Raw genomic sequence first — 14,332 nt, 5'->3', positions numbered from 1 at the left:
GGCTCAGATCCGGCGCCAGAGGAAAGCGACATAGAGCCCGACCGTGCCCATGAATGTCTGCCGGTAGACACCGCTTTTGCCGAGCAGGCCGAAGCGCCTGAAGATATTGCCCTTGCGTGCCCTGATGAACAGGCGAAGGCAAAGCGCTGCATCGCGCGCGATGAGGTCGCGGTTGACGGCTAGGCCGCGCAGATTGGTGTCCGTCCAGGTGGCGAACTGGCCCTTGAACAGACGGCCCAGCCTTGAAAACCTCGCTTTCCATGAAACGTTGGCGCCGACGAGGTTTGCCGCGTGCTGGCGGTATCTGACCAGCGGCCGCGGCTCGTAGCGGACTTTGCCGCCGGCGGCGGTGACGATGAGATAGGCCCACCAGTCATGGCTGACGAATTCGGTTCTGGCCGACGCTTTCGCCAGAAGGTCGCGCGCCTTGCGGTTGAAGAGCATGGTGTTGCCGCCGGCGATGCTTTGCACCAGCGCGTTGCGGAAGGACGGCGGGCGGCGAAAGAGCGGCGAGTAGCCGGCCGGAGCGCCGGCCTCAGAGATAGTCGCCGTGCGCGAGCAGAACAGGAGCGGCGTTTCCATGTCCTCTCCCTCCATCCAGCGGATGGCGGCCTCCAGCCGATCCGGCTCCCAGACATCGTCCTGGTCGCAAAAGGCGTAGCAGTCGGCATCGATGCGCGGCTCGAGGATCATGGAGCGGAAATTGGCGGCGAAGCCCCTTCGCGGACCCTGCAAAAGTGTCAGCGACCCCTTGGTCCAGCGGGATCGCCACGCCTCGACGATCGCGGCCGTGGCGTCCGACGAGCCGTCGTCGGAGACCCAGAGATCGACGAGCGGCCAGGATTGCGTAGCCAAGGATTCCAACTGTTCGCCGATATAGGCCGCGCCATCCTTCGTGCCCATGAGAACGGCCACGCGCTGATCTTTTCTGGTCACGGCTTTGGAATCACTTGCCCGCGAGGTGCTTGAAAGGTTTTCAATAGCTAATTGCGGGCCCGCGGCAAAGTTTTAACCGACCTGCCCGGCCGCTTTCGGCACCGCCTCTTCGCGCACGCCGCCCATGTCTTCTTCCGCCCGATAGAGCCCGGCCAGGATGGCAAGTGCCGCGGCCTTGTCGCGAGCTTGCATCGCGGCCGCCAGCGCCGGCAGGGCCGCCTCGATCCTCGGCCATTCGACGACGCCGGTCCTGAGGCCGAAGATCTTGGCGGTGTCGAGCTTGACCACCTCCTCGTTCTCGGCGTGCAGCGTCTCGTGCAGCTTCTCGCCGGGCCTGATGCCGGTGAAGCGGATCGGAATATCGGTATAGGGACTTTTGCCCGCCATGCGGATCATGGTTTCGGCGACTTCGAGGATCGGCACCGGCTCGCCCATGTCGAGCATGTAGATGGCGTAGTCGTCCTTGCCCTGGCGCTGCTCGGCATCGGCGGCCGACATAATGACGAGGTCGACGGCCTCGGCCATGGTCATGAAATAGCGGGTCATGCGCCGGTCGGTGATGGTGACCGGCCCGCCGGCCTCGATCTGCGCCTGGAAGACGGTCGCCACCGAGCCGTTGGAGCCGAAGACGTTGCCGAAGCGCACGGCGATGAATTTCGTGCCCGAATGACGCAGATCAACGGGGCCGGCATGGCCGTTCGCCGCGCCGGCACGCGGTGGCGGCGAGGCCGCCTGGGCCTCATGCAGCGAGGACACGATCTGTTCGGCCGCACGCTTGGTGACGCCCAGCACCGAGGTCGGGTCGACGGCCTTGTCGCTGGAAATCAGCAGGAACTGCGGCACCCCGCATTCGGCGGCGATTTCGGCGCAGGCGAGCGTGCCGAAGACATTGGTCTCGATCGCCGCTTCCCAATTCTCCTCGAGCAGCGGCACATGCTTCAGCGCCGCGGCATGAAAGATAATCGCGGGTTTGAACTCGCTGACGAGGCGCGTCATGTGAGGCCGGTCGGCGACGTCGACGATGCGGCTGGTCAGCCGGTCGCGGTCGGCGTCGTCGGTCTGCTGATCGAGCTGGAAAATGCCGAATTCGGAATTGTCGGCCACCAGCACCGCCTCGGCGCCCAGCTCCAGCGCGCGCTTGACGAGCACCCGGCCGATGGAGCCGGCGCCGCCGGTGACCATCACGCGCTTGCCGCCGACGAAGGCGCCGATGCGCGTGGTATCGGTGGCGACCGCCGAACGGCGCATGATGGTTTCCATCTCGACGGCATCCAGAACCAGCTTGCCGCCCTGCCCCAGTTCCGACAGGCCGGCAAACTGGACGACGGCGATGCCGCTGTGGCGGGCGACGCGCACCAGCTCGGCATAGTCTTCGATCTCGCGCTCGACCCCCTGGCCGAAGATCAGGAGGTCGAGGCTTTGCGTGCCTTTGACATAGTCTTCCAGCACCTCGACCAGGCGCGGTCGCAGCGCCACGACCGGAACGCCCTGGATCCGCGTGCCGAGCGGCGCGGCGCTCTCGGTGGCCATGATGCCGGCGATGGCGTATTCGGCGGGCTGAGCCGTGCGGGTGAAGCGCACGATCAGATCCGCCTCGCCCAGCCGGCCGATGAACAGCGCCTGCTTGGTCGAGGCATCGCCGGCGGCGCGGCGCAGGATGCGCCAGCTCGCGCCGTCGCGCAGGAAGCGATAATAGAGCCTGGGCGCGGAGATAATAGTGAAGGAGACCAGGAAGAAGACGATGAACTGGCGCTCGTTGAGGCCGGCGACCGGCTGGAAAAAGAAGCGGAAGGCAAGCGAGGCCAGATAGAGCACCACCGTCAGGCTGCCGCAGCCCTTGAGGATGTTGAAGAAGTCGGGCGTGGAGGCAAAGCGCCAGACGGTGTTGTAGAGGCCGCTGGATCGGAACAGCAGATGGGCGATGAGCACGATGAGCGCCCAGCAGGCCAGCCCGCCGACGGAGAACGCGTCGAAGGAAAGCCGCGACTGCGACAGGATGAGACTAAGCGCCACTGCGACCAGGACCATGACGAGATCCTGGACCATGATAATGGCGCGCCGCATCCTCGGTCGGAGTTCCGATACGGCTTCTACGTATGCGGTCATTGGGCAGTACTGACTCCAGGCGCGGTGATACTATCAGAACGGCCGCGGACAAAACACCGCCCACCGCCACTCCAGATTGCAATTCCCCGACCCGTCACCCGGTTACCGCCTTAGCGCGGAGAGGGCGGGAGGGCTAGAGGTTTTTTGGGCAATATTCGATTGTGCGAATGATTTGACTTGAAGCCGGAATAACTCAGGCTGGATTGCCAGTCGTTCAGAGAAACTGTCAGATACCCAACAGGGAAAGCTAATAAATGTCACGATGTGACGATCGGGCTTCCATCATTGGCTTCAGCGAGCTCGGCGAGCGGCCGAGTGGAGCCGCTGACGGCGGTGCCGATCAGGTCTGCGGAAGCGGTTTCGCCAATCCCTAGGCTCACAGCGTCCCACAAAATGACGCCAGCCTGTCGCGACCGAGCCGGAATCTCAACAGTCGTGCCTGGTGGTTCCGGCTTTCCGCTGTTTCCGCGATGCAAGTATTCTTAACTGAGTCATGTCAGAATCATCTGAATTTCCGGATGTTTGCCGGCGAACACGCCGGAACGAACAAGACACGCCGTCGAGTTGTTGATGACGAAGCCGAATGCCGTTCCGATGAATGACCTCAAGCGTCTGTACCAGCGCTATGAGGTTGAAATCGCGCGCGAAGTAGCAAGCACGCTGCGGTCCGGATGGTGGCTCAATGGCGCGGCAGGAAAGCGATTCGCAGCGAACTTTGCGACGTTTGCAGGAGCCTCGGATTGCATCCTCGTCGCAAACGGAACGGACGCCCTTGAACTCGCCTTACGCTCTATCGTCGGGCTTGGCGATGCGCATGGACGCGAGGTGATCGTGGCGGCGAATGCCGGGGGATATGCCAGTTGCGCGTGCTGGCACAACGACCTCATTCCACACTACGTCGACATCGAGCCAGCCAGCCAACTTGCAAGCGTCCAATCGGTGTTGGAAGCGGTGAGTACCGACACGGCTGCGATTGTCGCTACCCATCTTTACGGCGGCGTGGTCGATGTTCCCGCTATCCGGGCAGGACTTGCCGATGCCGGCATGTCGCACATACCGATCATCGAGGATTGTGCCCAGGCACATGGTGCTCGCATCAGGGGTCAAACGGCTGGATCACTTGGGGATATCGCCACTTTCAGCTTCTATCCGACCAAAAACCTCGGCGCGATGGGTGACGGTGGCGCAGTCCTCACCTCCAACCCAAGACTGGCGGACCGCGTTCGTCAGCTTCATCAGTATGGCTGGCGCTCCAAATACCATGTGGCCCTGCCGGGAGGGCGCAACTCTCGCATGGATGAGGTCCAGGCCGCGATTTTGGATGTGCTGCTTCCGGACTTGAACAGCCGCAACGAACAACGCCGGGCCATCCTTGGCCGATTTAAGGCTGTTACAGGACGCCGGCTCAAATTCCTAGACGGCGGCAACGGCGCCGTCGCACACCTGGCGGTTCTGCTGTGTGACGACCGGGACGCATTCCGCACCTTCATGAAGGAGCGCGGCGTCGATACCGATGTCCACTATCCTGTGCTCGATTGCGACCAGGTTGGTTGGGCTGCCCTGCCCATGAAAGGGACCGAAAATCTTGCGATCTCCAGGGCAAGCATCAGTCGTCTCTGTTCCGTTCCGTGCTACCCGGACATGACGAATGATGAGGTCGAGCAAGTGTGCGGGGCCCTGGGCGAATGGGAGGCAATGTGACTGCGCGCTCTCTTGTTTTTCCCATTTACCGCAATGAGCCGAACATCCCTTCCCTGTTGCAGGCCGTCGCCAAATTCGACGCCATGTATGAGGGCGACATCGAGTTTGTCTTCGTCATCGATGGATCGCCCGACCAGTCGGGCGGCCTGCTGGTCATGGCTTTGAAGGACGCCAGCTACAGGTACAAGATCATCTTCCACAGCCGGAATTTTGGCTCCTTCACGGCCATTCGGACGGGGCTTGAGCACGCATCCGGCAAACATGTGGCCGCGATGGCGGCCGACCTGCAGGAGCCGCCCGAGCTCATTGTCGAATTCTTTTCGATGCTGGAAAAGGACGCGGCCGACGTTGTGTTTGGCCGCAGAACCGGCCGCGACGATCCCCTTCTGACACGTTTCCTGTCCCGAGCCTTCTGGAGCGTTTACCGCAGGCTGATCTTGCCCAGCATGCCGAGCGGCGGGGTCGATATATTTGCCTGCAACCGCCAGGCGCTCGATGCGATCCTGTCAATCGAGGAGCCAAACAGCTCGCTTGTGGTTCAGCTGTTCTGGGTCGGGTTCAGGCGGGAGTTCGTGCCTTACCGGCGGCGCGAGCGGGAGCATGGGAAGAGCGCCTGGGGTATTGGGCGCCGCCTCAGATATATGATGGATTCGATCTTCTCGTTTTCCGATTTTCCGATCGTTTTCATACTCTGGGTAGGCATTGCGGGCTGCGTGCTCAGTCTTGTGTTTGCCGTGATCACCGTCGTCGCCCGCTTGCTGGGCAAGATCGATCCGGCCGGATACACGACCCTAGTGCTGCTGATCGTGGGCTTTGGATCAGCGATCCTCGCGGTGCAAGGCATCCTTGGCTGTTATCTTTGGCGGGCGGTTGAAAATACCAAATCGCGCCCATTGCGGATAATAAGCCGCATTGTTGACGGGACGTCCGCATGAACGACAAACCATTTTTTGTTCATGACCGCGGGATCTGCGAAAGCACGCGCGTCGGCAATGGCACGCGCATATGGGCGTTTGCCCATGTCCTCCCAGGCGCCGTGATCGGCGCGAACTGCAACATCTGCGATCATGTCTTCATCGAAAATGACGTGAGCGTCGGCGATGACGTCACGATAAAAAGCGGCGTTCAGCTATGGGACGGCGTCCGGCTGGGCAATCGCGTGTTCGTCGGCCCGAATGCGACCTTCACCAACGACCGCTTCCCGCGTTCGAAGCACTATCCGGAGCAGTTTCTCCAGACGATCGTCGAGGACGGCGCGTCGATCGGTGCCAACGCAACGATCCTGCCGGGCATAACGATTGGCCGCCAGGCGATGATCGGCGCCGGCGCCGTGGTGACCAAGAACGTGCCGGCCAACGCCGTGGTCGTTGGAAACCCGGCCATCATCGTCGGCTATCAGACCGGCCCGCAGGTCGAGCCTGTGATGACGCAAGTGGCCCCCGGCGTTGCAGGCGACAGGATGGCGCTGGGCGTCGGCGGATGCGAGCTCTGGCGGCTGCCGCATTTCAGCGACCTTCGCGGCGAACTGGCCCCGCTCGAGTTCGGACACAACCTGCCTTTCAAGCCCTTGCGCTCGTTTCTGGTTTACGGCGTCCGTTCCGACAAGGTCAGGGGCGAGCATGCGCACCGCCAGTGCCAGCAATTCCTGATTGCCACCCATGGCCGCCTGTCGGTGGTCGTCGATGACGGTCACGACAGAAAGGAAGTGTCGCTGGCAGACCCTTCGGTCGGGCTCTATCTGCCGCCCGGGGTGTGGGGCATCCAGTACAAGTTCCAGCCGGACACGGTCTTGCTCGTCATGGCCTCGCATCCATATGACGCAAGCGATTATATCAGGGACTATTCGGATTTCCTCGCGACGGTCGGGCCGGATGGCCGCTGACCGGATAGGCTCGGACGCGCTTCGTTTTCTTGCGGCGGGAGGACTGAACACCGCGCTGACGAGCGCCGTCTACTTTGCCGGCCTGACGATCCTGTCGTCGGGCATTTCCTACACGATTGCCTGGCTGGCAGGCCTCGCATTCGTGATGGTGTTCTATCCGGATCGTGTCTTTCCCGGCGGGCGCACCGGCTTGACGGACCGGCTGGCGGTCGGCGGCTCGGTCGCCGCGGTGTTTGTGGCAGGCTTGGTAAGCCTTCATCTTCTCGAGCGAGCGCTGCAAAGCCGAGCGGCGGCGTTCTTTGCAACGCTTGTCGTCACGACGATGCTCAATTTCCTGGTTTCTCGATGGATACTGCGCAGACGATACTGACACGCCCCTCCTCGATCCGGGCGGCGGTCTCGGTGGCGTAATCAACTATCTGGGCGATCGATTCGCAAGAAGCGCCGCCAACTTCCTCGGTTCATATTTTATGCCAACGAATGGAAGCTCGAAGATCTCCCTCTGCTCTCCCATCCGACCGATCTTCTCTTCTGCAAGCTTTACGGATCGTTCGATAGCCAGCGCAAGGGAATCGGGTGTCACCTGGTCAAGAGCTACAAAATTGTCACTCCGGTTGAAAATTTTTTTCGCATCGTAATTATTCGAGATCGTGGTCAGGCCGGAATAGGCCATCTCCAAAGGCGGATAGCTAGGGTGTGGCGAAATCATTAGGGAAATGCCGACACTCGACCGGCTCAGATATCCGGCATACTCCTCAAGGCTGACTTTTCCGGGAACGGATCCATTTTGAATTGGCCAAATCCTGCTCGCATCAAAATTCTCCCCCAAGAAGACGACTTGCCACTTACTCGCTTCAATCGGGTTCCTTTGCTGCCACAGCGATAGCCCATCTACAACTATCTCAAAGCAATTTCTGGCTGCGGTCGGTCTGCCGTAACAAAGGATGATCCTCTCTTTTGGCAATGGCCTTACACCGCGCTTGATCGTCTCATTCATGCGAAACGGGACAACCATTTGGTCGGTACGTCCAAATCTCTGGCTCATGTAAGTGGAGAGCTCTTCCGAATTAACCAGCCAAGCCACCTTATCGTCAAAGCCATATGTCGATTCCGCAATCGCCCAACGCGAAGACCATTGGATGAAGTTCGATTCATAGTCTTGGATGAAATACACAGCTTTGGAGCGCGACCCAAACGCCTTCTCCTGGAATTGCCCGATCGACGCGCGCAGATATTCGGACCACCACGCGGTTGAGATGTACACATCGTCTCTGCGCACATCCATGCGGCGGGTGCGGTTGAATGCCTCGAAAATGACTGGCTGACCGTCGCTTGAATTCAGTGCATATCCTTGAAAATTACGAAGGTGATGTGGCTCGACAGGAGAGTCGAGGACAACAATTCTCTTGTCGAAGTCGGATAGCTGGGCAGACAGTTCGTCGAACGTCTTCAGGGCTGTCGAGATACCACCAAAAACCCATAGAGGGTCTATCGTCGGCAGGAGTAAGTTGATTCTCGGCCTGGGATTGTTTGATTTTGCCAACCTCAAGGGACGGAGTTCGGCGTATTCTCTGCCCATTGAAAGATCTGACCGCCCAGGTTCTTCGAAAAGAGGCAGGTAAACCTTTTCCAGGATTCGTGAATCCTCAGGCTTTTCAACGGTGAGTATCCCTCGTGACCGAAGGTCCGCGCTGTTTTGGACTTTGAGCCAGTGAAACCCGGCGCATTCGGCGAAATGGAGGTAACTTCGCTCGATCGCATGCGCCAATGTGCCATCGACCTGACCGGCCTCGATCGGGAAATCGTCGAACGTCAAGCCCAGATCGAGGAGCGGCTTTAAGGCTGCGGACCTGCCCCAGAACATCGATCCGGATGGAAATTCCAAAAGGCTATCCTTACTGAGACTCCAATGAACTTTCGCCAGAAGAGCTTGCGCGGCTTGGAAATCGAACCCCCAGTTGAGCATTCCGCGTATCGGGTAGAAGTGCTGAGGATACACAGCGCCCAGATTCTGATCGGCGGAAAACAAGGCCAAAATCGATCTCACCACCTCCTTTGAGCCAATCAGATTCTGAAGCAGGTATTCTCGCCAGCCTCCGAGCGACGACAAGTGCGGAGACTTCTTCGTATGCAAATGGAGGAATATCTCATGCCTGTCGTATACGTCGCGGAATCCAACAATTTTTGGCGCAATGTCTCGACCTTTATTCGCGAAAACGCGTACTTCTACATCACTTATTCCGTTATCCGAGCAGATACCCAATATTATTTTCTTTTTAGTTTCATCCGACGTTGAAACATAAAGGTAAAATCTCTGCTCGATATTTTTCAAATACGAAATTATTTCTTGAAAAACATCCGTATAGAACGCATGGACAATCACCGCTATGTTGTCCTGCAAGGCAACGTCTGCCGTGTTCGGAAAGGGTATCCGAAGCGCTACGTCGTCTTCAGGGAGGGGGCGCCGCGCATTCGTCGCGCCCTCCTTGTTAAAAAATGCAAAAGCTGAGCTGAGAGTGGGATTTTTGATCCGAAAAAAGAGACGTCTCTTCGCAAGGAAACGAAACGTCCTCACCCCGGCAGACTGCAGCCCTTCGGTCTTGAGGATGTGGATGCCGCGGGTGACCATTGGGAGCGCCCTGCGCATTTTGCCCCTTCTTACTGGATGACGGTTTTGGGGAATCGCTCGTGGGTTACGTCCTCCACCACGGCATGAGAGCCGTCAAGTCCTGCTGGCATACAGCAGATGCCGAGCGCGCCCAAACCGGTCCCGCGCTGGAGGCTGGGCAGGTCGGGTGATCTATACCGCGAAGCGTCAGGATAAGGCAGCTCTTTGTCAGCCTATCAAGATGTGGCGCTGGAAGTTCCCTATTGATCGGCCAAAAATATGACGGCCATCAGCTGCGCACCGATCCGAAGCTGACGCTGAGACAGCGCTCCGCCGTTTCACGTTCATTTCGACAGGTGCCGTCATTCCGGTTTGCCTGTTGCTGCGCACATTGGTCGCGGGCGCTTCGCCGGCAGCCTGGCTTCCTATTCCGACACAAATGATCTATTCGCTGCCGGCTGAACGTCGATGAGGAATCCATTGGTTCGACCTGCCGAAACCAGAACAAGAACCCAGGATGCGCTGCATGACATTGTTGAAGCGCTCGAAAAGTATCACCTTGCGACGACGTTCGGGTGGCAGGACGTAGCCCAGCGCTACCGCAGATCGCGTGTCGGGGCTTTTTGGCTCACGATCAACATGGGCGTGCTTATCGGCGCCTTGGGGCTGATATTCGGAAACCTGTTCAGGTCTCCAATGCAGGACTATCTCCCGTTCATCTGCAGCGGCGTAATTATTTGGGGCTTCATCTCATCCTGTCTCAATGAAGGCTGCACAAGCTTCATCAGCTCAGAGGGAATTATTCTTCAAGTTCGCATGCCGTTGTTCACACATTTATTGAGAACGATGTGGCGTAATATGATCATATTCGGCCACAATGTTGTAATCTTTCCGATTTTGATTTTAATTTTAGGGCGCGGCTTCCCCCCTTACGCCATGCTTTCGATCCTTGGATTCCTTCTGGTCTCTCTAAACTTGCTCTGGATGATGCTTGTTCTAGGAATAATCTGCGCTAGATACCGTGATATCACTCAGGTTCTGCAAAATTTTCTGCAGGTACTTTTTTATATCACGCCCATCATGTGGCAGATCAAAACCCTTCCGCAGGGCGCGTCTCGTTATCTATTTGATCTCAACCCATTTTATCATTTGGTGACGATCGTGCGCGAGCCATTGCTCGGTGAGGCGCCGGCACCGCTGAGTTGGGGCGTGGTTGTTGCCATGATGGCATTTGGTTGGGTATTTGCGATCTGGTTTTTTGGTCGCTATCGTCGACGCATTGCCTACTGGCTTTAAAAAATGTCCCACGTCCATCTCGACAACGTCTCTGTAGCGTTTCCCGTTTACAACGCAGCGAGCCGCTCGTTCAAAAATCGCGTCCTGAGCGTTGCAACGGGCGGAGCCATCGAGCGCCTTCACGACGGGAATATCGTCGTGAAGGGGCTTGAGAATATCAATCTCGAGATCAGAGAAGGAGAGCGGGTCGGCCTGATAGGACACAATGGTTCGGGCAAGACAACGCTGCTACGTGTTCTATCCGGAATTTACGCACCTACTTCCGGTATTGCCGTTATCGACGGTGAGTGCGTGTCCCTGATCAACATCAGTCTTGGCATAGATCCCGAGGCGACCGGCCGAGAGAACATTCGCTTGCGAGCCGCGATGATGGGATTCACGCCGGCTGAACTGCGCGAAAGGCTCGACGAAATTACCGAGTTCTCGGGACTTGGGGATTTTTTGGACATGCCTTTCCGCACATACTCATCCGGTATGCAACTGAGATTGGCGTTCGCGACATCAACGTCGATCCGACCGGAAATCCTCATTATGGATGAGTGGCTTTCAACCGGTGACGAAGATTTCAAGGAACGCGCTAATAGACGCCTGCACGAGATTGTGAGTTCGACAAAGATTCTGGTTCTGGCGAGTCACTCTAGAGAACTGTTGCTGCAAAATTGCAACCGCATCGTTTGGCTGGAGCACGGGCACGTGCGGGCGGATGGGCCAGCACGGGATGTAGCAGCTCAATATTTCGGTGGTTAGTTAGTGATTTAGCGAAAAGATATGGACCAAACCATGAGCGCCTCCACAAATGCGAGTTTAGATTTCGGGCACAGAGTGACTGGACTGATTTACCATGAATTTCTGAGAAATATGCAGGAGCACGTGAAGCCAAAGAGCTATTTCGAGATCGGAACTCTACATGGCATCACCCTTGCGAATGCGAAATGCGCATCGATCGCTGTTGATCCTGTTTTTCGAATTCAAACAGACATTGTGGGTGAAAAACCGGTATGCCACCTGTACCAGCAGACGAGCGACGAGTTCTTTGCCAAACACAGCCTATCCGAGATTTTTGGCGAGCCTGTCGACTTTGCTTTCTTGGATGGAATGCATCTCTTTGAGTTCCTGTTAAGAGACTTTATAAATACTGAAAAATACTGCAAAAAAAATTCAATCATCGCGCTTCATGACTGCCTTCCTTTGGACAATTACATGACGCTGAGGTCGCAAGACGATCCTCTCTGGTTAAATACAAAGTACACAGGTTATTGGACGGGCGACGTCTGGAAAATCGTCCCGGTGCTGAAGAAATTTCGGCCAGACCTGGCAATTACGATCTTGGATTGCGTTGGTACAGGCTTGGTGCTCGTAACCAATCTCGATCCAAACAGCACTATCCTTGCCGATAATTGCCAAGCGCTCATCGAGGAGCACGCATACGATTTTGATGCTGATCGGCTTGATGCGTACTGGAACAGCGTGACCATAACGCCCGCGGAAAGCCTTTTGGACAGCACGTCGTTAGCCGCGAAGTTTCGACTCTAGATCGATGCCAAGCCGGCCCCGGAATTCGGCGGACTCTTGATGGCACAGGATCGTTCGCCGAATGCTGAGATTGGGAAAACGTTGGTTTCGTTTAGCCCTGGGCACGATGAACCGACGGGGAGTAATCCAGATTTACCAAATCCCGTACGCGGACATTGGAGGCGTGCCGTACCCGTTTCAACGCGTTGCTTGTCACCGGAGATCTCCGACCACGGTGAGAACCACCCTTTTTATCCACGCAGACGCTGGAAATCCTCGCCACTCAGCGCCCGCAATCTTTCAACCAGTTGGTTAGCTGCGCACAATCAGGTTTATATCGATTCGTGAGGGGCTCAATGTTCTCGATTGGCAACTTATTGGCGCGGCTTATGATGGCACAACCAGAAGCAGCCACAATGCAATCCAACAGCCTGCAATCGGATGCAAAACGAATTTTCATCAGCGGCACCGGTCGGGCTGGCACAACCTACCTCGTCCAACTTTTGACAAAACTCGGACTTGATACAGGAACATGGACCGATGACGAATACTGCCCAAATGCACGCGCTGGCTTAGAAAGACACATATTCGACCTAGATGCACCTAGAATAGTCAAAAGTCCTTTTCTCTGCGAGCAGGTCGATGCGGTTCTCGCCGCCGGCGTGGCCATCGATCACGTCATTATACCAATCAGGCGACTAGAGGACGCTGCAGCGAGCCGGATTCTTGTCGAGCAAGCTAACCCTGGGGAGAATGTCAAAGGTGGCTTGTGGGAGACCGAGACCGCCGAAGGCCAGGTCGATGTTCTACGAAGAAAACTGACTAGTCTAATAGAGGCTTTGGTTCGGCACGATATACCGATGACGCTCATCTCTTTTCCGAGAAGCGCCACAGATGCCTCTTATCTGTATAGAAAGCTCTCGCCGCTGATTCCAAATGTGGAAGAGGCTTTCTTCCATCGCGTTTTTGTTGAAGTGGCGAAGCCAGAGTTAATACACGATTTTTCCGCAGCCAACGCAATAGGCAGCCGCGAATTGAGAGATGGCAAGGGTACGGAACCATCTATCCTTCCTGGAGAATTTCAATGATCTGGCCGTTTAGTCGAACGAGAACGGACCCGAAGTCGAAATTGATGTTTCAAGATCTTACTTATCGCGACCCCCTGGAACTCACCCGAGTTGACCTTGGTGATCTCGAAACGTCGGCGAACAGCGTGTGGGTTGAGCGGGAAGCAGGTCCGTATCCGGCTCCGCACACCGTTCCCGCCTTCTATGACCGCACGCCTGGTGGCATCACCAACATGACGTTCGGCATGCCAGCGGTCAGGCCAGCAGTTTTCATCGCAACCTTAGATGACGTTCTTCTGACAGGCACCCGCGGGCTTGTAACAAGCGACGGTCGATACTGCTTCGACGAGAATTTTCCGACGCTGGACATTCAAGAGATGGAGACGTCAAGGCTCGGGCAGCCGGAATTCCATCTCAACCAATGGATGGGCTTCTCCTCCACGGATCGAGCCGGTGTCTATCAACTCGTCGAAGAAAAGCCCATCATTGAAATAGACGAACCTGTTGCCCTGCTATCTTCAGCCGAAGGACCGAATTTCGGGGCCTTCATCTATCGGATGTTGCCGAAGGTAGCCGCTTTGGCCCGCATGGACAAAAGCATAAAGATTTTGGCACCGCTATATCATGAAACGTTCCGGCAGTTTCTTATCGCGGCCGGGATAGACGATTCTCGTATTATTCCGCATTGGTTAGTCGACCACTGGTATCGCCTAAAGCGCGTCTATGTGCCAAGCATACGGAATCGCGATGTATGGTTCGATGATGAGACGATCGGTCTTTTTGATGGTATGCGGATGCGACATGGCTGTCGGCGCAGCGACCGCAAAGTTTATCTTTCTCGGAAAGCGATCGAAGGCCATCCGCGCAAAATGGTGAATGAGCCCGAGTTGATCGATGCGCTTATCGCGCGAGGGTTCGAAGTCATCCTGCCGGAACAGATGACTGCAATAGACCAAATAGGAATATTCTCGTCTGCTGAGACGATTGTTTCCGCTGCTGGTTCAGCAATCTACAACGCTGCTTTTTGTTATCCAGGAACCCGTTTTATCGATATAGAAAGCGAGCCTCATTGGATTAATGGTCACGTTCGGATATTCGCCTCGCGAGGGCTAAACTATGGCGTATACGAAGGCTTAGCCCTCGATACCAGCGGTAAACCGCATGTGCCTTTTAACGTAGACGTGCCCGGGCTGATAAGTAGGTTGGATACTTTCTAACCAACGG

12 protein-coding genes are annotated in these 14,332 nt (G+C 56.8%); 9 read left to right on the top strand and 3 right to left on the bottom strand.

Annotated elements, in window-relative coordinates:
* Positions 1-3: 3 nt before the first annotated feature.
* Complete coding sequence (locus CK219_RS11095; RefSeq protein WP_245340452.1) at positions 4-915, bottom strand: glycosyltransferase family 2 protein; 912 nt, start codon at positions 913-915, stop codon at positions 4-6.
* A 93-nt stretch (positions 916-1,008) separates the two neighbouring features.
* On the bottom strand, positions 1,009-3,042 hold the full coding sequence (locus CK219_RS11090; RefSeq protein WP_176476985.1) for a nucleoside-diphosphate sugar epimerase/dehydratase: 2,034 nt from the start codon (positions 3,040-3,042) through the stop codon (positions 1,009-1,011).
* 570 nt (positions 3,043-3,612) lie between these two features.
* Between CK219_RS11090 and CK219_RS11085 the strand changes: the two genes are divergently transcribed.
* From CK219_RS11085 to CK219_RS11070, 4 genes are read left to right on the top strand one after another with little or no spacing between them, the layout of a single operon-like run.
* Positions 3,613-4,743 carry a DegT/DnrJ/EryC1/StrS family aminotransferase gene (locus CK219_RS11085; RefSeq protein WP_141245324.1) on the top strand — a complete coding sequence of 377 codons (1,131 nt, stop codon included), beginning with the start codon at positions 3,613-3,615 and terminating at the stop codon, positions 4,741-4,743.
* Complete coding sequence (locus CK219_RS11080) at positions 4,740-5,678, top strand: glycosyltransferase family 2 protein (protein WP_210199999.1); 939 nt, start codon at positions 4,740-4,742, stop codon at positions 5,676-5,678. The genes CK219_RS11085 and CK219_RS11080 overlap by 4 nt, the downstream gene beginning before the upstream one ends.
* Entirely contained in the window at positions 5,675-6,625 is a 951-nt protein-coding gene (locus CK219_RS11075; RefSeq protein WP_095766816.1) for a WxcM-like domain-containing protein, read from the top strand. Before CK219_RS11080 ends, CK219_RS11075 begins: the two co-directional genes overlap by 4 nt.
* Positions 6,615-6,995, top strand: coding sequence for a GtrA family protein (locus tag CK219_RS11070; protein ID WP_095766815.1), 381 nt, complete (start codon positions 6,615-6,617; stop codon positions 6,993-6,995). The genes CK219_RS11075 and CK219_RS11070 overlap by 11 nt, the downstream gene beginning before the upstream one ends.
* Positions 6,996-7,040: 45 nt before the next feature.
* Here CK219_RS11070 and CK219_RS11065 read toward each other — a convergent pair whose 3' ends face one another.
* Positions 7,041-9,272 (bottom strand): rhamnan synthesis F family protein, encoded by a 2,232-nt coding sequence (locus tag CK219_RS11065; protein ID WP_095766814.1) that lies wholly within the window; start codon positions 9,270-9,272, stop codon positions 7,041-7,043.
* 441 nt (positions 9,273-9,713) lie between these two features.
* On the opposite strand from CK219_RS11065, the gene CK219_RS11060 reads away from it, so the two are divergent.
* The 5 genes from CK219_RS11060 (at position 9,714) to CK219_RS11040 (ending at position 14,325) form a co-directional block, all read left to right on the top strand.
* Positions 9,714-10,529: an ABC transporter permease gene (locus tag CK219_RS11060; RefSeq protein ID WP_245340451.1), complete on the top strand. Its 816-nt coding sequence runs from the start codon at positions 9,714-9,716 to the stop codon at positions 10,527-10,529.
* Between the two features lie 3 nt (positions 10,530-10,532).
* The gene (locus CK219_RS11055; RefSeq protein ID WP_095766812.1) at positions 10,533-11,276 is read left to right on the top strand and encodes an ABC transporter ATP-binding protein; all 744 of its coding nucleotides are present in this window, start codon (positions 10,533-10,535) and stop codon (positions 11,274-11,276) included.
* Between the two features lie 33 nt (positions 11,277-11,309).
* Positions 11,310-12,062, top strand: coding sequence for a class I SAM-dependent methyltransferase (locus CK219_RS11050; RefSeq protein ID WP_141245323.1), 753 nt, complete (start codon positions 11,310-11,312; stop codon positions 12,060-12,062).
* 335 nt (positions 12,063-12,397) lie between these two features.
* Positions 12,398-13,129, top strand: a complete 732-nt coding sequence (locus CK219_RS11045) for a hypothetical protein (protein WP_095766810.1) — start codon at positions 12,398-12,400, stop codon at positions 13,127-13,129.
* Entirely contained in the window at positions 13,126-14,325 is a 1,200-nt protein-coding gene (locus CK219_RS11040; RefSeq protein ID WP_095766809.1) for a glycosyltransferase family 61 protein, read from the top strand. The genes CK219_RS11045 and CK219_RS11040 overlap by 4 nt, the downstream gene beginning before the upstream one ends.
* The last annotated feature ends 7 nt before the right edge of the window (positions 14,326-14,332 follow it).

This window comes from Mesorhizobium sp. WSM4313 (genome assembly GCF_002294725.1).
Classification (GTDB): domain Bacteria; phylum Pseudomonadota; class Alphaproteobacteria; order Rhizobiales; family Rhizobiaceae; genus Mesorhizobium.
This window is presented reverse-complemented; position numbering and strand designations above follow the sequence as displayed.

What these genes read in the sequence shown, in the direction of transcription:
- CK219_RS11050 (WP_141245323.1), top strand. Translation starts at nt 11,310, where the DNA reads ATGAGCGCCTCCACAAATGCGAGTTTAGATTTCGGGCACAGAGTGACT.
- CK219_RS11045 (WP_095766810.1), top strand. Translation starts at nt 12,398, where the DNA reads ATGTTCTCGATTGGCAACTTATTGGCGCGGCTTATGATGGCACAACCA.
- CK219_RS11040 (WP_095766809.1), top strand. Translation starts at nt 13,126, where the DNA reads ATGATCTGGCCGTTTAGTCGAACGAGAACGGACCCGAAGTCGAAATTG.
- CK219_RS11070 (WP_095766815.1), top strand. Translation starts at nt 6,615, where the DNA reads ATGGCCGCTGACCGGATAGGCTCGGACGCGCTTCGTTTTCTTGCGGCG.
- CK219_RS11075 (WP_095766816.1), top strand. Translation starts at nt 5,675, where the DNA reads ATGAACGACAAACCATTTTTTGTTCATGACCGCGGGATCTGCGAAAGC.
- CK219_RS11065 (WP_095766814.1), bottom strand. Translation starts at nt 9,272, where the DNA reads ATGCGCAGGGCGCTCCCAATGGTCACCCGCGGCATCCACATCCTCAAG.
- CK219_RS11055 (WP_095766812.1), top strand. Translation starts at nt 10,533, where the DNA reads ATGTCCCACGTCCATCTCGACAACGTCTCTGTAGCGTTTCCCGTTTAC.
- CK219_RS11090 (WP_176476985.1), bottom strand. Translation starts at nt 3,042, where the DNA reads ATGACCGCATACGTAGAAGCCGTATCGGAACTCCGACCGAGGATGCGG.
- CK219_RS11085 (WP_141245324.1), top strand. Translation starts at nt 3,613, where the DNA reads ATGACGAAGCCGAATGCCGTTCCGATGAATGACCTCAAGCGTCTGTAC.